This window comes from Leucobacter sp. NPDC077196, assembly GCF_040687075.1.
Lineage (GTDB): Bacteria > Actinomycetota > Actinomycetes > Actinomycetales > Microbacteriaceae > Leucobacter.
In genome coordinates this window covers 30,184-47,099 of record NZ_JBFBML010000002.1, presented here as the reverse complement: position 1 = coordinate 47,099, position 16,916 = coordinate 30,184, and the positions used below count along the sequence as shown (strand labels likewise).

Below are 16,916 nucleotides of genomic sequence, written 5' to 3'. Positions count from 1 at the left end.
TCCTGCTTGTGAGCGACGGTAGCGCGCTCTCGGCAGGGTCCACAAGGTGGCGAAAACACAGGCCCGCGCGAGCAGCAGCGGCGTTAAGATGACAACGGATGCTGCACGCCGTCCCCTCGCTGTCACCCATCGTGTTCTGTGCGACTTCATGTCGATGGCATTTTGAAAGGTAAGCAATGAGTGTCATGTTGAACCGCCCCGCGCACGCGATCACGTGGGCGAGAATCGAAGACGATTTCTTCGTGGGCAGCCGCGACGGGGAGTTTCTCGGGTTCATCGATGTTGAAGAATCGGGGCGGTATGTTGTCTGCGACCAATTCTCCCGCCCGATCGGGCAGTACGACGAACTCGATGGCGCGATGACGGCATTGAACGCCGCGTCCGCAGACGCACTCGACCAGACAGGAGCCGCCTGATATGCAGAGCGATGTCGCTTCTTCCCCCACCCGCACCGAGACGTTGCAGTCACTGGTGTATTCGAGCGTTGCCGTGCACCCGTTCAGCGACGCGGAGCTCGACGCGCTGCTGCTGCAGGCGCGATCCCGCAACGACGCTCTGGGGGTGACCGGCATGCTGTCGTATCGCAACGGCAGCTTCGTCCAGTTCCTCGAGGGCAGCGAGGCGCATCTCGCCGAGCTGATGTCTGACATCGAGGCCGACCCGAGGCATCGAGACATTCGCATCCTCATCGATGAGCAGATCTCCGAGCGTCAGTTCTCCAGCTGGACCATGGGGTACCACCGCATGCGCACGCCCGACGGTCCGGCTCCCCAGGGTTTCCGTGACACCTTCACCGATCTCGCGCAGGGCGCGGATGACGTGATCACCGCGCAGGCCGCTCGTGAGCTCGCCTTCTGGTTCAAGGTGCGCTCGGCTCGCTGACACGGGACAGTGCGGCTCGCACCGCAGAAAGTTCGTTCCGCCTGTACTAGTCGTGTTCTGTATTAAAATCTGTCTTAAAATGGTCAAGGGACCAAGAATACGTGCAGTAAGGAAGTGTCGTGAAGAGCATCGTCAGCAGCGAAGCGGAGCATCTCTACTCCTCTGAGCCCATCACGGACTCCGGGCGCGCGCTCATCACCGCGATGCAGCAGCTCCGAGCGGCCCAGCAGCGACAAGAGGCGCGGTCGCTCGATCACTCGGGATTGCACAGTCAGGATCTACGAGCCCTGCGATACATCGTGCAGGCCGACCGCAACGACCAGCCGATCAGCCCCAAAGACCTCATCACCATACTGAAGACCTCGAGCGCGAACGTCACGAACGTGATCGATCGCCTCGTGAAGAAGTCGCTGGTGACACGCGACCCGCACCCGACCGATCGACGCGCACGTTTCTTGAAGCCCACGGGCGTCGCGGTCAACGAGGTCGACGCCGCATTCGAAGAGCATCACGCCGCATTGATCTCAGCCGCGAACGGCATCACTGCCGCAGATGCTCAGACAACGATTCGCGTTCTCGCAGATCTCACCGCAGCACTGAACGACGTAGCGTGAACGAGACGCGGTCGAACTAGCGATCGAGCAATCGCGGGCGACGACCTGCACGTCGGTCGAAGTGATTGCGCACTTCGAAGTGCGCGCGCACGGCGTTCGCCATGTCTTCATCGAGCACCCACGGCTGGTGGCTCGGGTGATCGGGATACCGCAGGCGCAGAAACTTGCGCACTCGGTGCCCGGGATGCACGCCGGGGGTGTGGCCGAGTTCTTCGGCAAGCTCACTGGGACTCATCGGGTATTGCAACGAACGTCTCCTTTCGGGCACACCGTTAGGTGAAGCCCTGCCGGTGCGCCATTGATGGGTCGCCGCGCACCTCCCTAGTGGTCCGCGGATCAAAGTCGCCGTCACCGACTCCTCCGGTAGCGTGCCAGGAGTTCTTCGCCACGTCACGCGACGCGCCGTGAAAGGTAAGAAGTTGACTTTAATTCTTTCTTAAACCACATCCAAGTTTCGAGCACAGACAGAGGCGCCGCCGCCTCGCGAACGTGAGCAGGACGGCGCTTGTCGGTCGGCAGCCTAGGGCTGCAAGCCCGCGATCGCGGGCTTGAACCCGAGTCGCGGGTTCTCGCAGCATCCTGGCCGGCAGACATCGAACCAGGGCCCGATGGAGGTCGCGCTTGCGCGCTGCTCCACCGGCCGCCCCTCCACGCGCTCCTGCACGAGATCGACCAGTGCGTCGACGAACGCGGGGTGAACGCCAGGCGTGGGCACGCGCGTCACCCAGAGGCCGCGCTCAGTCGCGGTCTCCGTCGCCTCTTCGTCGAGATCCCACATCACCTCCATGTGGTCGCTCACGAATCCGAGTGGCACGATCACCACCGCGGTGCGGCCGGTGAGCTCGGTGATCGCGTCGTTGATGTCGGGCTCGAGCCAGGGCTGCGACGGAGGGCCGGACCGCGACTGGTACACCAGCTGCCACGAGCTCTCTGGCGCGGCCCGCTTGATGATCTCTGCCGCGGCAGCCAAATGCTGTGCCGCATACCCTCCGCCGTCGGTGTCCGTGAAGAGACCGGCGCCCGAGAGTTCGGCGTCGGTGGTCGGTATGCTGTGCGTCGCGAACATGATCTCGATCTTGTCGGCGTCGTTGCCGGCCGAGAGCGCCTGCTCGACGCCCGCACGGACACCCTCGATGAAGGGCTGCAAGAACCCCGGGTGCGAGAAGAACTGGCGCACCTTGTCGATGCTCAGCGACTCTTGCAGACCCGTGCTCTCGAGCGCGTCGGCCCAGTCCTCGCGGTACTGACGGCACGACGAGTACGACGAGTAGGCGCTCGTAGGGATCGCAAGCATCGTACGCACCCCGTCGCTCGCCGCTTCTGCAAGCGCCTCGTCGAGGTAGGGAGCCCAGTTGCGATTGCCCCAGTACACCGGGAGATCGAGACCCGCCCGCTCCAGCGCTACGCGGAGCGACGCAAGCAACTCGCGATTGTGATCGTTGATCGGGCTCACACCGCCGAAGTGCCGGTAGTGATGCGCCACCTCTTCGAGTCGCTCATCGGGGATCCCGCGCCCGCGCGTCACGTTGCGCAGGAAGGGCAGCACGTCGTCCTGACCCTCCGGCCCGCCGAACCCCGAGAGGAGGATCGCATCGTAGGCGAAGGGCACCGAGGTGTGCTCCGGCCCATCCTTCGTGGCCGAAGTGGCACTCGGTACACGGGCGCCCGGAGCGAGGTGCACCGTCGTCGCGGCGGGCGGCTTGGTCTCTCGCCGACCCGTCGGTCGGTACGCCGAAGGCCCCGCAGCACTCTCGCTTTCAGTCCCGCTCCCGCCCAACAATGCGTCACTACTGTCCATTTCGGATCCTCCCGTCAGTCCTGCTCCATTCAGCATAGATCTGATCTATCAACGCCCCTCCCAGCCTCCCGCCCGAGACAGCATCGCAACTGGGAATCTCCGACATTCTGTAAATTACAAAGATTATGTGTTAGAAAGTAACCGTTGGATTCGCGGTGATCCCATCGCAGTGAGGCGGCGCTCGCAGTGCCGATCTGGTCCAACCGACGAAAGGTGCTTTGCATGGGACTCGACGACAAGATCAAGAACGCAGCCGAAGACTTCGCCGGCAAGGCGAAAGAGGCGGCTGGCAAGGCGACCAACAACGAAAAGCTCGAGGCAGAGGGACGCGCGGATCAGGCGAAGGCCGACGTGAAGCAGGCTGCTGAGAAGGCAAAGGACGCACTGAAGTAATCGCCGTTCTGCGATAGCGCACACCTGGAGTTACGCAGGTGGTGCCGAACCGACAGAGGCGCGAAGCGTGAGCTTCGCGCCTCTGTCGCGTCTCGGGCTCCCCCGAGCGGCACTACTCAGGCACCGGCTCGAGGTGCACGACCTTCACGGTCGACATCTCGTCGAGCAGCTCGGGGCCGTACCCGAACCCCGCGCCGCTCCGGCCACGGGGCTGAGCTGCCCCTCCCGGAGCACCCCCGAACACGTTGTTGATCTTCACGGTTCCGACCCGCAGACGATCGATCGCCTCATGAGCGTGACCCATGTGCGAAGTCAGCACCGAGCCAGAGAGCCCGTACTCGTCAGCCGACGCGCGCTCGAGTGCTTCCGCAAAATCCGCGACGACCATCACCGGCGCCACCGGCCCGAAGGTCTCCTCGCGCATCACCATCATGTCGGGTGTGCAGTCGGTGAGCACGGAGGCCGGGTACCGACTACCGGCACCGTCGGGCACGACGCCCCCGACGCGCAGGCGCGCGCCGCGATCCACCGCCGCTTGCACCTGTTCGTGCACCGAGTCGCGCATACGGTCGTCGACGAGTGGCCCCACGCGACCCTCTCTGTTCCACCGCTCCGTCTCGGCGACGAGCGCTTCGAGAAACGCGTCTGCGATCTCCTGATGCACGAACACGCGCTCAACCGACGTGCAAATTTGACCACTGTTGGTGAACGCACCGATCGCGGCCTGCTCGGCAGCCCACTGCACCGGCACGCCCGCGTCGACGATGAGCGCGTCGTTTCCGCCGTTCTCGCGCACCAGATGCGCTCCCGTGAGCGCGACGCTGCGCGCGATCCTCTCGCCTGCATGCGTCGATCCGACGTGGGCAACGACGTCGACCTCCGGCGACCCGACCAGCAGCTCCCCCTCACGAGCTCCACCCGTCACGGTCGCGAGCGCCCCAGAGGGCAGGTGCTCGCTGAGAATCGCACCGAGGAGCGCGCCGAGGTGCGGGCACCGCTCGCTCGGTTTGTGGACGACGGTGTTGCCCATGGCGAGTGCCGCGCCGAGCAGGCCCGCGCTCACCGCGATCGGATCGTTCCACGGCGTCACGATGGCGGCGACCCCACGAGGTTCGGGACGCATGGCGTCGAGAGCCGTGCCAGCCCCCAGCAGACTCCGGCCACGGTGCACCGGCGCGAGCTCCGAGTACTGCAGCAGCGTATCGACCGCTGCCCGCACGCCTCCCAACGCGCTCTCCACGTCACGACCCGTCTCGCGGTGGTGCAATTCTGCGACCTCAGCCTCACGCTCTGCGAGGGCGTGCGCCGCCGCCCGCAACGCCTGACCGCGCTGAGCGGCCGGCGTGCTCCTCCACGCGGCGAAGGCATCGCGAGCCTCCTGGATCGCCTCGCGTATCTCTTCGTCGCTGCTCGTGGTCATGCTCCCCACGTGCGACCCGTCGCTCGGGTTCGTGATGTGCAGTGTTTCCGTGGTGGTCGCAATGGTCTCACTCGTGCGCACGTGCGCCCTTTCTCTCGGTACTGATCCGCTCGTACTCCTCCAACAGCCGAAGCGCCTCGCCGCCTCGTTCACCTTCTGCGCGCAAGCCCTCACGCATCGGCCGCAGTTTCTCCCGCGCAGCGGCGAAGGGCGGAAGCAGCGGCACATGCGGCGAGACCATCGCCTCGATGACGACTGGCCGGTCCGCGCGAAAAGCTTCGTCCAACGCCGCGGGCACCTGGTCAGGCGCGTCGACGCGGATCCCGTGCAATCCGAGCAGCTTCGCGTAGTCGGCGTAGGCGAACTGGGGCAGTTCCTGCGAGGGGACGAAGCGCGGCTGCGCCCCCATCTCCCGCTGCTCCCAGCTCACCTCGGCCAGATCGCGATTCTGCAGCACCAGCACCACGAACTGCGGGTTCTCCCAGCTGCTCCACCGCTGCGCAACGGTGATGAGCTCTGCGTTGCCGAGCATCTGCATCGCGCCGTCTCCGGCCAGCACCACGACGGGGCGTGCCGAACCGGTCTCCTTCGCGGCGATGCCGTACGGCACGCCGCAGCCCATGCTCGCGAGGGTGCTCGAGAGGTGCGCCTGCATCGAGCCGGGCAGGCGAATCTGGCGCGCGTAGTGGTACACGCAGCTGCCCACATCGCTCGAGAGGCGCATCTCGGGCGTGAGTCTCGCTCCGAATTCGCGCACCATGAACTCGGGGTTGAGGGGCGGCGCCGCGACCTCGGAGCGCAGCCGCGCCGTCTCCCGCCACTCTTGCACGCTGCGTTCGACGCTCTCGCGCCACGGCGTGCTTCCGCGCGGCTCCAGTCGTGAGAGCAGCGCGACAACCGTGTCTCGAGCATCGCCGACGAGACCGACCTCGACCGGGTACCGATTCGCGATCACCGCGGCGTCGATGTCGATCTGCACTGCGCGAGCCTGGCCGGGCGCGGGGTAGAACTCCGTCCACGGGTCGTTCGAGCCGACGATCAGCAGGGTGTCGCACTCCTGCAGCGCGAACTCCGACGCGTCGGTGCCGAGGTGCCCCATGGTTCCGGCTGCGAGCGGCAGCCGTTCGTCGATATACGGCTTTCCGAGCAGGCTGGTGGTGAGGGCCGCACCCAGATGGTCTGCGAGACGCTGCACCTCGGGCCGTGCATGCGCCACCCCGCGACCCGCGAGGATCGTGATGCGCTCTCCCGCCGCGAGCACGTCCACTGCGGCGTCCAGATCCTCCGCGAGCGGCCGTGGCACTCCGCGTGTGGAGAGCGGTGCGGTGACCACGTGGCCGTGCTCCTGGCCGAGTTCAGGCGCATCGGCCTCCTGCACGTCGTGCGGAAGAATGACGACCGTCGGCTGCTTCCGGGCCAGGGCGGATCGAAAGGCTCGATCGAGCGCCAGATAGATCTGCTCGGGTGAACTCACGAGCTGCACGAAGGGTGCAGCGACGTCGTGGAACAGCGTCTGCAGGTCGACCTCCTGCTGGTAGTCGGAGCCGAGTACACTGCGGTGCTGCTGCGCGACCAGCGCGACGACCGGAACGCTGTCGAGCTTCGCGTCGTAGAGCCCGTTGAGCAGATGGATCGCGCCCGGCCCCTGCGTCGAGGTGACGACGCCGACACCACCGGTGTACTTCGCGTCACCGACCGCCATGAACGCAGCGCTCTCCTCATGTCTCGCCTGGATGAAGCGCGGCGCGCGCGTGCCACGGTTGAGCGCCCCGAGCAACGGGTTATTGCCGTCGCCCGAGTACCCGTACAAGCGCTCGATTCCCCAGGCGGAGAGGCGGTCGACGATCGCGTCCGCCACGGTGCTTCGCTGCTGTGATTGCGCCACTGGTGTGACCTCCTCATTCGGTGTACGTGGACGACGGCGAGTTCGCGCTGCTACCAGCGCAGGAGGGCGAACGGCGGGCGAGGATCCCGCTCCTCCCGCACTGATTCGTCGGCCTCGTAATCCTCTTCGATGATGCGAACCTGCGCATCGGTGAGCAGCGCCGCCCGTGCGAGCGCCTCGGCGAGCGGGAGCCGCGCGATTTCGCTCGCCCCTTCGATGGCGTCAGTCGAGTGCGCTACCCAGGGCTCGGCGTCCAGGGCGCTGAGGGTATCGGTCGCGTCGCCCGTCGGTGCTTCGAGCAAGCGCGCATCGATGAACAGCTGAGCGACCTGCGCCTGCTGCAGTGATGCAACCACCGCTTCGACACCGTCCGCCCTGAGACGGCCGTCTTCCGCGTGCGAAGCGTCGATCGCCGTCGCCATTTCCCGTTGGATGGTGCTGTCGAGCGCCGACTCGATGGCGTGCACGAGTGCGCCGTCGTCGGCACCGTCGGCCCGGGTGTTCGCGTCGACTTCGACCACGAGCGCTGAGCTGTCGGGAGACAGCTGGTCGCGCAGCAACTGGCGCGCGCGAACGTCACCGGCGAGCGCGATGAAGGCCGGAGACGCCTGTCGCGTCAACCGCTCGACCACCTCTGCCACTTCCGATTGCGTCTGCTTCCAGATCTCCTCCGAGTGACGCTGCCAGCGCGGCTGCGACCAACCGCCCGCCTGCACCTTCGGAAGCGAATCGGTACGGCCTTCCACGCTTTCCGCCGTCTCCACCCCGCCGTGACCGGCAGTCTCGAGCCGCACATCGGCGCCGTCGCGCGCAGTTTCAACCACGAGATACCGCAGCATCGTTCCTCGATGCCGCAGAAGCGGCACGACGACGGGCAGCGGATCATGCGCGAACACTTCCGGCCCATGACGCCGACCGGCGAGCTGCTCTCGCACGGCGACCTCGCCGTCGCGCACCAGCACGAACAGGGTGGACGGATCTGCGGCGCCTGTGCGATCCCGCACGATCTCACGGATGGCGTCGAGGTCGGCCGCTGGGGCACCCGCATCAGCCAACTGCCGGAGCGTGCGCTCTTCTCGCGCCTCCTCTACCGCTTGCGGCTCGTCGCTCGTGCCATCGGTGTACAACGTGGTCCACGGTCCCGGAGTCTGTACTGCTTCGCGAAGATCTTTTCCTACGGTCATTGCGTGCGCTCCCCTCAGTCGTTCGGGCGCTCCGGCTTCGGAGCTGCACCTCTAACCTGGGGTCTGAGTGGCGACTTCGCGATGGCCTTGAAGCATCGCGGTGAGCCACCTACACTCGCGAATACGGTGCTCGATCACCCGAACACTCGATCACCTGAACGAGAGAAAGGGAAACCGATGGAAGATCAGAACCCAGAAGTGATCCGCGAGAGCGCGAATCAGGCCGAAGACGATCTGGAGAACGCCGAAGAGCACACCTCCGCCCAGCAGGACTCCGATCGCTCGGATGACGACGAAGAGGCCGGCGGGCAGGAGGTGCTCCCCGAAACCGACCTCGCGTAGCCTCGTCAGTGCTCGCCAAAGGCACGGCTCGCGGGAATCGGCGCTCGGCCGCGGGGTTGCTCGGGGGGCGCTGCCGGCTCCGGCGCAGCGGGGATCGCCAGGCGGATCTCGCGGCCTGATTCGAGAAGCACCGATTCATCGAAATGTCGAATGCGCAGTGGCGGGCCCGAACGAACACGATAGGTTGCCTCTGTCGGCGCGATATCGAGGTCGATCACCGAACCGTGCAAGCGGACTCCGAATCGCACGCGACTCAAGCGGGCGGGCAGGCGGGGCCGGAGGATCGGGCCGGAGGCTGAATCTCGCAAGCCCCCGAATCCGCAGACGAGCGCCGTCCACACTCCCGCGAGCGCGGCGAGGTGCACACCCTCGTGCGTGTTGCCGTGCAGATCGTCGAGGTCGAGCGTCGCGACCTCCGCGAGATAGTCGTAGGCGAGCTCGAGATGGCCGACTTCGGCGGCGATGACTGCTTGCGCTGCGGCTGAAAGCGAGGAGTCGCGCACGGTAAGAGCCTCGTAATACGCGAAGGCGCGATCCTTCGCCTCAGGTGTGAACGCCTCATGCGCGAAGAAGAGCGCGAGTACGAGGTCCGCCTGCTTCACCACTTGCTTCCGGTACAGATCGAAATAGGGGAAGTGGCTGTGCAGCGAATACTGCTCGGGGTGCGTCGCCGCGAAATCCCACCGTTCGAGGTCGGTGTAGCCCGCTGCTTGAGGGTGCACCTCGCGTTCCGCATCGTACGGAACGTGCACGGCCGCCGCCGCGGCCTCCCAGTCGGCGAGTTCTTCGGAGGCGATGCCGAGCGTGCGCGCCACGTCTGGGTGTGTGCGAGCGGCCGCCACGGCGGCGCGCAGATTCATTTGCGCCATCAGGTTCGTGTAGACGTTGTCGTTCATGATCGCGGAGTACTCGTCTGGCCCGGTCACTCCATCGATGTGAAAGACGCCCTGCGCATCCCGGCGCCCGAGAGACAGCCAGAAGCGCGCGGTCTCCATGAGCATCTCGACACCGCATTCCCGTTCGAACGCGGTGTCACCCGTGGTGCGAACGTACTGCACGATCGCTGCCGCAATATCGGCGTTGATGTGGAATGCCGCCGTGCTCGCCGGCCAGTAGCCCGAGCTCTCGCGCCCGTCGATCGTGCGCCACGCAAATGAAGCACCGTCGAGCCGCAGCAGCTTCGCGCGGTCTCGGGCGTGAGCCAGCGTCGAGTGCCGCCAGCGCAGGGCCTGCTCTGCGGCGTGGGGCATTGCTGAATTGAGCACCGGCAGCACGAATGCTTCGAAGTCCCAGAACGTGTGCCCTTCGTACCCCGAGCCGGTGAGAGCTTTGCCCGGTACCGAGCGCATCTCGAGACGCACCGATGCCTGGAATACCTGAAACAGTGCGAAGCGCACCGCTTGCTGCAACCGGGGCTCCCCGTCGATCAGCACGTCTGCGCTGCTCCAGAAGTCGGAGAGGCGACGTCGCTGACTGTCGAGGATCGCCTCCCAGCCCTCCTGCACGGCATCGGCGACGGCGTGCGCCACCTGTTCCTGCAGCGTGGTGTCCGACGCACGAGCGGACCACTCATGGCCCACGAATTTCACGAACTCGAGCGTTTCGCCTGCCCGCAGCGACGCTCGAATCGTCGAGCGGGCGACATCGCCCTCGGCATGCGTCTGAATGCTCGCGGACGGGCCGTCGGGCGATCCATCGTCGCAGATCACGTGGTCCATGCCGGTCGCGACGGTCAGTCCGCTCTCCCGGGTGCGGTGCACCATCGTCGCCGCTGTGCCCGAGACCTCGCTGGCTAAGCCGACCAGCGGCTGGGCCAGGGTTTCGCGCACGCGTGGATCGGCGTGCTCAGTCGGAAGCGGCTCGTTCGCGAGCACTTCAGACAGCACGGTAATTTCGGCGGGCTCGTCGAGCGCACGAACGGAGTAGCGCACGGCAGCGATGGACCGATGCGCGAACGACACGAGCCGGGTGGATCGTATCTCCACGGCGCTTCCGGTCGGTGTCGTCCACGTGAGACTGCGGTTCAGGGTGCCATGGCGGAAGTCGAGGCGGCGCACGTGGTCGTCGACCGTCCCATGCCGCACGTCGAACGCTTCATCGTTCACCAGAAGCCGAATGATTTGACCGTTCGGCACGTTGATGACGCTCTGACCCGAGTCCGGGTACCCGTAGCCGTCTTCCGCGTACGGCATCGGGTGCTCCTCGAACACGCCATTGAGATAGCTGCCCGCCACGCCGCGCGGATCGCCCTCATCGAGATTGCCGCGCCACCCGATGTGACCGTTCGACAGGCCGAACACCGACTCTTCGTGGGCGAGACTCTGCGCATCGAAGGCACCAGTACTCAGGCTCCACGGGTCCACCTCGAACCGGGGTGCTGTCATAGAATCCTCCGCAGCTCGGGCAGCAGTTCGGTTTCGCACCGCCGCAAGAACGTTCCCTGGTCGGGTCCAACGTGATGCAGGTAGACATGATCGAAGCCCTCAGCGAGCTGCGCGATGCGATCGGCCATGTCTCCCGCCGAGTCCGAGATCACGACCGCTGCTTCGAGCGACCCCTCCGACAGGCGCGCGACCGCTTCGTAGTCCTCTGGATCTTCGAGCTCCCACATAAGATCCTTCGGAACGGTGCTGTGCGCCCACTGATCCTCGGCGTCGCGACGCGCCTGCTCAGCCGACGCGCCGAGGCTGACATGCACCTGGAGTCGCGCGCTTCCTCTGCCGGCTCCCGCACGGTAGCGCTCGAGGATGCCCTGGGTCTCGGCCACGGTCGATGCGACCGTGATCAGCCCCTCGGCCCAATCGCCGATCCACTCGGCGGTCTCAGCGCTCGCGGCCGCACCGAGCAACGGCACGCTCTCGGCTGGCCGACTCCAGAGCCGCGCGTTGTGCACGAGCGTGTGGGTGCCTCGCGCGCTCACCTGCTCGCCGTCGAGCAGGCGGCGCATCACGTCGTAGCACTCGACCAGCCGCTGCTGGCGCGCTGGCTTCTCGAGCCACGCGTCGCCCGTGACGTGTTCGTTCAGCGCCTCCCCGCTGCCGAGCGCCGCCCAGAAACGATTCGGGAACATCTCAGCGAGCGTTGCGATCGCTTGAGCGACGATGACCGGGTGATACCGCTGCCCGGGCGCAGTCACCACACCGAAGCTCATGTTCGTCGTGGCCATCGCAGCGCCGAGCCAAGCCCATGCGAATCCCGATTCGCCCTGCTGCCGAGTCCAGGGAGCGAGGTGGTCTGAGCACATCGCGGCATTGAATCCCGCTTGCTCGGCGAGTCTGACTGCCGTGAGAAGCTCACGAGGAGCGTGCTGTTCGTGGGACGCGTGGTACCCGATCACCACCATCGTTCAGACTTCCCCTCTTCAGACTGCACCGCCTATCCCACGAGGGTACTGAAACGCGCATCCCCTGAGCCACCGGCTTGTGCTCAGCCGCCTTGATTGCGTAGGCCTCGTGAGTCTCCGTTCCCACTGAAGCAACGACCGCGTCAATCCCCCTGCGAACCGAGGATCACTGCGCCAAGCTGTGATGAAAGAGCGAGGAGGCCCCGTGCAGCAGCATCGAAGCAGAAGGATCTCTCAGGCATTGCCGTTCTGGGCCTGGATGACCATCGTCGTCGTGGGGCTCGGCGTGATGATCGCCCTCCCGCTGACGGGCCGGTGATGACCGGTGCGCGAGTTCTTGCGGAACACCAGGCTCAGCCTCGTCTTCATCATCATCTTCGTCGGTACGCTCCTCGGGCAGTCGTTCGTGGGCTTCATCTACAACAACGAAGAGCTGGTGCAGCATGGGCAGCCCAGCATCGATTACGTCGAGTTCGTGACGACCTCGGCCTTCATCGTCGACGTGGCCGAGAACTGGCAGTCGGAGTTTCTGCAGTTCTTCCTCTTCATCCTGGCCACGATCTGGTTCATTCAGAAAGGTTCGCCCGAATCCAAGAAGCCCGGCGACGAAGGAGTGGGATCTGACGAGGATCAGCTCGTGGGGCCCCACTCGCGGCCCGATTCCCCGCGCTGGGCGAGAGTACGAGGGATGCGGCTGTGGATCTACTCGAACTCGCTGCTCCTCGTCATGGGCGGCATATTCCTGCTCTCCTGGTTCGCCCAGTCACTCGCCGGTCACATCGTGAGCAACGAGGAGAATGCGCAGCACGGCATGCCTCCTGAGACATGGGGCGCTTACGTGGTCTCTGCCGAGTTCTGGAACCGAACGCTGCAGAACTGGCAGTCGGAGTTCTTGGCCGTGGGCGCGATGGTGGCCTTCTCTATCTACTTGCGTCAGCGGGGTTCGAGCGAATCGAAGCCGGTGGGCATGCCGCATCACTCCAGCAGCGAGGAGTCGCAGTAGCCGAGCGTGCTTCCGCACCCCTCTCCGGGCATGCCGTGAGTTCTATACTTGCCAGCATGTCTGCACCGCTGACGTTCGCCGATTCCATTCACGTCGACGCTGACCCCGCCAGTGTCTACGCCGTCGTGTCAGACGTGACCCGCACCGGTGAGTGGTCGCCGACGTGCCAGGAGTGCTGGTGGGACGAGGGCCAGGGCCCGCGTGCCGGTGCTTGGTTCACCGGGCGCAACGTGACGGCTGAACGCGAGTGGAAAACCCGCAGTCAGGTGGTCGTCGCCGATCCCGGTGCGGCTTTCGGGTGGAGCGTGGGGCCCGGCCGCGTCGTCTGGACGTATCGCATGGAGCCCTCAGGGGACGGGACCCTGCTCAGCGAATCATGGGAGTTCACGCCGGAGGGGCAGGCGTACTTCGCCGAGCGTTTCGGCGAGCACGCTGCCGCGCAGATCGCAGCCCGAACAGCGGCGGCGCGGGAAGACATTCCGGTGACGCTCGCTGCGCTCAAGCGCATCATCGAGCAGTAGTGGCTGAACGCTCGCTCAATCGGTGCTGTCGAGGCGCCCGTCGTTGCGACCGAATTGCTCGTATTCAGACCCCCACGGGGACTCGATGAACAGGTCCCAGCACGCGTCGTCATCGCCTGCTTCGCATTCGTCCCATAAGCGGTCGAGGTGTACATCGTCTCCGTAGCTGTAGGGATCGCTGCTGATGCTGGGCGGGGAATCCCATGTCGGGTCGTTTGAGGGAGCCAGGACATCTGAGAACATCAGCACCATCATGAACGCGCTCCAGATGACCGCGATCGCAGCGCCTACGGACCCGATGATGATGGCCGCAATGGCGAGACCGCGTCCCTGCTCTCGCGTCCGCTTGATCTGATGCAGGGCGATTGCCCCGAGGATGATTCCGCTGAAGGACAGCAGGAAGGAACCGACGAACGCGATGATCGACATCGTATTCGTGCGTGGCGCGGTGCAGCCGGGCGACGGTGGCGGTGCATACGTGTGCGGCTCGTTATTCTCGTACTGGTTCGGCGGCGGGGCGGGATATGTCATGTGAACTCCTGTTGTACAGCTGTCTCGGTGCTTCCAACGATGCTCATTGCGCTTGCACTCGCTATCGATCAGCAGGGCACGGTGTCGCAGCTCGATCTTCGTCGCCTCTGTCGCACTGGTTCCATAGGCGGTCGATCGCGGGATCATCTCCGTAGGTGTCTATAAAACTGTGGGTGCCCGGCGATGGATCAGTGTGTGTCGCATCGAGCGGCGGGGCGTAGATGCGCTGCTCGTGGTCGTGCGGATACGGCGGGATGGCCGGGTACGTCATGTGGGCGCCTGGGCGGATGCAGATGGGGCTGAGCTGAGCCGCAGAGGAGTGAAGCCGATCCGGAATCGATTCGGCCCCGGCCCTCCGCCCCTCCGCCCCTCCGCAGACGGAATTAGCGGCTGATGGTGAACGTCTGGCTTTCTTCGAGCACCGGGTTGTCGTGGTCGAGGCCGTCATCGGTCTCCGGGGTCAGAGTGATTTCCACCTCGTAGGGTGTTTCCAGGTAGGGCACCACGCGTGCGTTGGAGAAGGAATGACCCGCCTCCAGCTCACTGATATCGGAGCCGGAGTTCCAATCGATGGAGCTGTAGAAGGCCCCCAGGCTGTCACGCCAGTCCACTGCGCTTTCAACCTCGTGCAGACCCATGAATGGCCAGCCCTCATTGTCGATGGAGAAACGGTGCGATGATTCGCCGATCGGCAGGGTTTCATCAGTGATGTTCGTAATCACTGCATTGAGCACCACGACCGGGGAGCCTGCCGGCACCAGCGATTCTCCGGTGTCGGGGTCCTCGACGCCCTCATCTTCCGGGGCCTCACCAAATGCGGTGGCGTAGAGATCCACTCGCACACTTTCGTTCTCGTAAGTCGTGATCAGTTCACCGTCGGTGTTGATGGGCTTTGACCAGCCCGCCGGCGTCACAGCAGAGTCCGGGTTCTCCGCTTCACTGGGTGCGGGCGGTTCGGCCTCGACCTTGTTCTGCTTCGTATCTTCTGACTTCGTCGTTTCGTTCTTCTCGGGCGCGGCGTTCTGCGCAGGCGCGCAGGCGGCGAGCGTGAGGGCGAGTCCAACGCTTGCCGCAGCGAGCGCGATGGGACGGAGAGTGTGCTTCTTCATGCGTGTTCCTTAGTTCGGTGAAATTTCAGGGGAGATGCCGCTGGGTCAGAGAACGTCATCGCCATAGGCGGTACACATGACGTAGTCGTCCGTCAGTGCGAGCGTGAATTCATCCGCGAGCTCTGGCCGATCGCTCTGAGCTGAGTCCCCGGAATCGAGAAGCTCCAAGACTGCTGCGTACGTGGCGGCATTGGCGCTCTCGGATCGACTGAGCACCCGTAAAGCCCCGAGCGCCTCTGGTTCGAGATGTTCCGCCTCGAAGCTGGTTTCGAGAAGCTCGTCGATGGCGTCGCACACTGCTTCGCCACTCGACGCACCGGCACCGGTGCCGTCACTGGCAAAGTCGTCGAGGTCGTCAGGATCGGGAGTGTCGACCGCGTCTTGTTCTGAGTACTCGCCGACCGAGGGAGTGTTATCCCGCTCGCTCGAATTGACGTTGCCAAGTACTGAGTTGTTGACGACGACGAGCACCAGTACGAGCCAAGCGACGGTGCAGACGAAGCCGACGTAGCCGATGATCGTGCCAGCGATGGCGAATCCACGCCCGCGTGCCGGCTGTCGCTTCAGCTGCGCCAGGGCGATGTGCCCGCATACGATGCCGGCCACCGACACGAAGAACGACGAGACAAATGCGACGATTGCTAGCGTGTTGAAGGGGGTGTTGTGATCTTGCGGGGCGAAACCCGGCTGATCAGTTGATGCGGCGACGTCACCCAGCGGCTGGGAATTGACGGGGTCACTGGGGGCTGGGGAAGTCATATCGATGCTTTCTGATGTTCTGAGATTTCGGTGTGCTGCAGGTCTCGGGCGCCAGTTGGCCGTGGAGGAACGGGCGTGCCGTCGATATATCTCGGCCAGGCGAGCACAGCGTTTACGGGGAGTGAGGCGAAGTCGGGGGCGCCGCTCGGCGTCGCGCGCAACGGCGTCCCATCGTGCAGCGTGGGCCACATGAGTGGCGGTCTGTATGGCGAAACTGGTTGGGTCTCCGGGACCGCGATCCGGGGCGCGCGCGACCTCATCATGACTCCGGCGAGGAGCAGCGCGACCATACCGAACGCTGAGAGCAGCGCGGTTGCCGCCCAGATCCGCCCGTAGATCTCAATCTCAAGCAAGTGCTTCCCCCACGTGTGCAGCGAAATCGTCAGAAGCACTGCGGCAGCGACTCCTGTGACACCGGTGAGGGCTCCGGTGAAGACCGTCAGCGGGACGTTCCATGTGCGGAGCATCACTCGAATGAGGTCGACATACAGAAGCGCCAGTCGGATGAAGATGAGGATTGCGGGGTGGGCGAACCAGACAATGAGGGGGCCGCCGATGTCTTCGGCCCAGATATCCGTTACCCAGAACGCGAGCAGAAAGACACTGCTGCCGTAGGAGATGGTTCTGAACCACAGCGGGCGCCGCTTGCCGATCAGCGTGTCGATCCAGACCAATCCGGTGAACACCGCCACCGCGAGCACGGAATCGAACGCTCGCTCGAATCCCGATTCCTCATCGATGACCATCGCGACCACGGAGTAGAGCGCGCAGAGGAAGACCGCGAGAAGCAGCAGATACGGCGCGAACCGGGTGACCCGCCCCGGGGTTCGGCTCGCTTTCTCAGGAGCAGAGGCGTTTTCACACGCGGATGCGCGCTCGGGCGCGGTGTCGTTCTCGGGCGCAGAGTTGAGGGGTGGGTTCACGAGTATCGTCACGGCCTGTCGTAGTTCCGAAAGAGTCTTCTGCGCGATCAGAAACGGGCACAGTAACCCGCACGCGCTGGAATCACGCTAATTCGTCAGGAACGACGACCCGGGTGATCCGAGGCCAAACCCGCAGGTCACGACACGAATTGCGGTAGGTGGAAGGCGATTCCGCGCACAGGCTCATCGGAGATACAGCAGTCGAGGCC

The 16,916-nt window shown here is 64.9% G+C and carries 18 protein-coding genes; 7 read left to right on the top strand and 11 right to left on the bottom strand.

All coding sequences use genetic code 11. The features are described 5' to 3' along the window. Positions 1 to 176: 176 nt before the first annotated feature. The 3 genes from AB0O71_RS03945 to AB0O71_RS03935 all read left to right on the top strand — a co-directional run bounded on the left by AB0O71_RS03945 (position 177) and on the right by AB0O71_RS03935 (position 1,496). Positions 177 to 416, top strand: a complete 240-nt coding sequence (locus AB0O71_RS03945; RefSeq protein ID WP_363742282.1) for a hypothetical protein — start codon at positions 177 to 179, stop codon at positions 414 to 416. Between the two features lies 1 nt (position 417). Beyond that, complete coding sequence (locus AB0O71_RS03940; RefSeq protein ID WP_363742279.1) at positions 418 to 882, top strand: BLUF domain-containing protein; 465 nt, start codon at positions 418 to 420, stop codon at positions 880 to 882. Positions 883 to 1,001: 119 nt separating this feature from the next. After that, on the top strand, positions 1,002 to 1,496 hold the full coding sequence (locus tag AB0O71_RS03935) for a MarR family transcriptional regulator (RefSeq protein ID WP_363742276.1): 495 nt from the start codon (positions 1,002 to 1,004) through the stop codon (positions 1,494 to 1,496). Positions 1,497 to 1,512: 16 nt separating this feature from the next. Here the strand turns inward: AB0O71_RS03935 and AB0O71_RS03930 are convergent, their stop codons facing one another. Then, positions 1,513 to 1,731: a hypothetical protein gene (locus AB0O71_RS03930; protein ID WP_363742272.1), complete on the bottom strand. Its 219-nt coding sequence runs from the start codon at positions 1,729 to 1,731 to the stop codon at positions 1,513 to 1,515. A gap of 285 nt (positions 1,732 to 2,016) precedes the next feature. Then, the gene (locus AB0O71_RS03925; protein ID WP_363742269.1) at positions 2,017 to 3,294 is read right to left on the bottom strand and encodes a ferrochelatase; all 1,278 of its coding nucleotides are present in this window, start codon (positions 3,292 to 3,294) and stop codon (positions 2,017 to 2,019) included. Between the two features lie 222 nt (positions 3,295 to 3,516). Here AB0O71_RS03925 and AB0O71_RS03920 point away from each other — a divergent pair, with 222 nt between their 5' ends. Then, complete coding sequence (locus AB0O71_RS03920) at positions 3,517 to 3,687, top strand: CsbD family protein (RefSeq protein WP_363742266.1); 171 nt, start codon at positions 3,517 to 3,519, stop codon at positions 3,685 to 3,687. A 112-nt stretch (positions 3,688 to 3,799) separates the two neighbouring features. On the opposite strand, the gene AB0O71_RS03915 is transcribed toward AB0O71_RS03920, so the two are convergent. The 3 genes from AB0O71_RS03915 to AB0O71_RS03905 are packed head-to-tail and all read right to left on the bottom strand — an operon-like array spanning position 3,800 to position 8,176. Next, complete coding sequence (locus AB0O71_RS03915; protein WP_363742263.1) at positions 3,800 to 5,188, bottom strand: aldehyde dehydrogenase family protein; 1,389 nt, start codon at positions 5,186 to 5,188, stop codon at positions 3,800 to 3,802. Continuing rightward, the gene (locus AB0O71_RS03910; RefSeq protein WP_363742260.1) at positions 5,175 to 6,992 is read right to left on the bottom strand and encodes a thiamine pyrophosphate-requiring protein; all 1,818 of its coding nucleotides are present in this window, start codon (positions 6,990 to 6,992) and stop codon (positions 5,175 to 5,177) included. The genes AB0O71_RS03915 and AB0O71_RS03910 overlap by 14 nt, the downstream gene beginning before the upstream one ends. A 50-nt stretch (positions 6,993 to 7,042) precedes the next feature. Beyond that, positions 7,043 to 8,176: a Vms1/Ankzf1 family peptidyl-tRNA hydrolase gene (locus tag AB0O71_RS03905; protein WP_363742257.1), complete on the bottom strand. Its 1,134-nt coding sequence runs from the start codon at positions 8,174 to 8,176 to the stop codon at positions 7,043 to 7,045. Positions 8,177 to 8,353: 177 nt separating this feature from the next. On the opposite strand from AB0O71_RS03905, the gene AB0O71_RS03900 reads away from it, so the two are divergent. Further along, the gene (locus AB0O71_RS03900) at positions 8,354 to 8,518 is read left to right on the top strand and encodes a hypothetical protein (protein WP_363742254.1); all 165 of its coding nucleotides are present in this window, start codon (positions 8,354 to 8,356) and stop codon (positions 8,516 to 8,518) included. Between the two features lie 5 nt (positions 8,519 to 8,523). Here the strand turns inward: AB0O71_RS03900 and AB0O71_RS03895 are convergent, their stop codons facing one another. Then, positions 8,524 to 10,902, bottom strand: coding sequence for a glycosyl hydrolase family 65 protein (locus tag AB0O71_RS03895; protein WP_363742251.1), 2,379 nt, complete (start codon positions 10,900 to 10,902; stop codon positions 8,524 to 8,526). Then, positions 10,899 to 11,861: a TIGR03885 family FMN-dependent LLM class oxidoreductase gene (locus AB0O71_RS03890; protein WP_363742248.1), complete on the bottom strand. Its 963-nt coding sequence runs from the start codon at positions 11,859 to 11,861 to the stop codon at positions 10,899 to 10,901. The genes AB0O71_RS03895 and AB0O71_RS03890 overlap by 4 nt, the downstream gene beginning before the upstream one ends. A gap of 325 nt (positions 11,862 to 12,186) precedes the next feature. On the opposite strand from AB0O71_RS03890, the gene AB0O71_RS03885 reads away from it, so the two are divergent. Beyond that, positions 12,187 to 12,864 (top strand): DUF6766 family protein, encoded by a 678-nt coding sequence (locus AB0O71_RS03885; RefSeq protein WP_363742246.1) that lies wholly within the window; start codon positions 12,187 to 12,189, stop codon positions 12,862 to 12,864. Between the two features lie 56 nt (positions 12,865 to 12,920). Further along, a complete protein-coding gene (locus AB0O71_RS03880; protein ID WP_363742243.1) occupies positions 12,921 to 13,385 on the top strand; it encodes an SRPBCC family protein in 465 nt (154 codons plus the stop codon). Positions 13,386 to 13,400: 15 nt separating this feature from the next. On the opposite strand, the gene AB0O71_RS03875 is transcribed toward AB0O71_RS03880, so the two are convergent. The 4 genes from AB0O71_RS03875 to AB0O71_RS03860 form a co-directional block, all read right to left on the bottom strand. Next, positions 13,401 to 13,916, bottom strand: a complete 516-nt coding sequence (locus AB0O71_RS03875; RefSeq protein WP_363742241.1) for a DUF4190 domain-containing protein — start codon at positions 13,914 to 13,916, stop codon at positions 13,401 to 13,403. A gap of 383 nt (positions 13,917 to 14,299) precedes the next feature. After that, the gene (locus tag AB0O71_RS03870) at positions 14,300 to 15,025 is read right to left on the bottom strand and encodes a hypothetical protein (RefSeq protein WP_363742239.1); all 726 of its coding nucleotides are present in this window, start codon (positions 15,023 to 15,025) and stop codon (positions 14,300 to 14,302) included. 45 nt (positions 15,026 to 15,070) lie between these two features. Next, positions 15,071 to 15,784: a DUF4190 domain-containing protein gene (locus AB0O71_RS03865; RefSeq protein WP_363742237.1), complete on the bottom strand. Its 714-nt coding sequence runs from the start codon at positions 15,782 to 15,784 to the stop codon at positions 15,071 to 15,073. Continuing rightward, positions 15,781 to 16,707, bottom strand: coding sequence for a hypothetical protein (locus AB0O71_RS03860; RefSeq protein WP_363742235.1), 927 nt, complete (start codon positions 16,705 to 16,707; stop codon positions 15,781 to 15,783). Before AB0O71_RS03860 ends, AB0O71_RS03865 begins: the two co-directional genes overlap by 4 nt. Positions 16,708 to 16,916: the final 209 nt, after the last annotated feature.

Bases quoted from the DNA above. Each gene is read 5' to 3' on its own strand.
- AB0O71_RS03895 (WP_363742251.1), bottom strand. From the start codon at position 10,902: ATGACAGCACCCCGGTTCGAGGTGGACCCGTGGAGCCTGAGTACTGGT.
- AB0O71_RS03900 (WP_363742254.1), top strand. From the start codon at position 8,354: ATGGAAGATCAGAACCCAGAAGTGATCCGCGAGAGCGCGAATCAGGCC.
- AB0O71_RS03930 (WP_363742272.1), bottom strand. From the start codon at position 1,731: ATGAGTCCCAGTGAGCTTGCCGAAGAACTCGGCCACACCCCCGGCGTG.
- AB0O71_RS03890 (WP_363742248.1), bottom strand. From the start codon at position 11,861: ATGGTGGTGATCGGGTACCACGCGTCCCACGAACAGCACGCTCCTCGT.
- AB0O71_RS03925 (WP_363742269.1), bottom strand. From the start codon at position 3,294: ATGGACAGTAGTGACGCATTGTTGGGCGGGAGCGGGACTGAAAGCGAG.
- AB0O71_RS03865 (WP_363742237.1), bottom strand. From the start codon at position 15,784: ATGACTTCCCCAGCCCCCAGTGACCCCGTCAATTCCCAGCCGCTGGGT.
- AB0O71_RS03905 (WP_363742257.1), bottom strand. From the start codon at position 8,176: ATGACCGTAGGAAAAGATCTTCGCGAAGCAGTACAGACTCCGGGACCG.
- AB0O71_RS03945 (WP_363742282.1), top strand. From the start codon at position 177: ATGAGTGTCATGTTGAACCGCCCCGCGCACGCGATCACGTGGGCGAGA.
- AB0O71_RS03880 (WP_363742243.1), top strand. From the start codon at position 12,921: ATGTCTGCACCGCTGACGTTCGCCGATTCCATTCACGTCGACGCTGAC.
- AB0O71_RS03875 (WP_363742241.1), bottom strand. From the start codon at position 13,916: ATGACATATCCCGCCCCGCCGCCGAACCAGTACGAGAATAACGAGCCG.
- AB0O71_RS03870 (WP_363742239.1), bottom strand. From the start codon at position 15,025: ATGAAGAAGCACACTCTCCGTCCCATCGCGCTCGCTGCGGCAAGCGTT.
- AB0O71_RS03940 (WP_363742279.1), top strand. From the start codon at position 418: ATGCAGAGCGATGTCGCTTCTTCCCCCACCCGCACCGAGACGTTGCAG.
- AB0O71_RS03920 (WP_363742266.1), top strand. From the start codon at position 3,517: ATGGGACTCGACGACAAGATCAAGAACGCAGCCGAAGACTTCGCCGGC.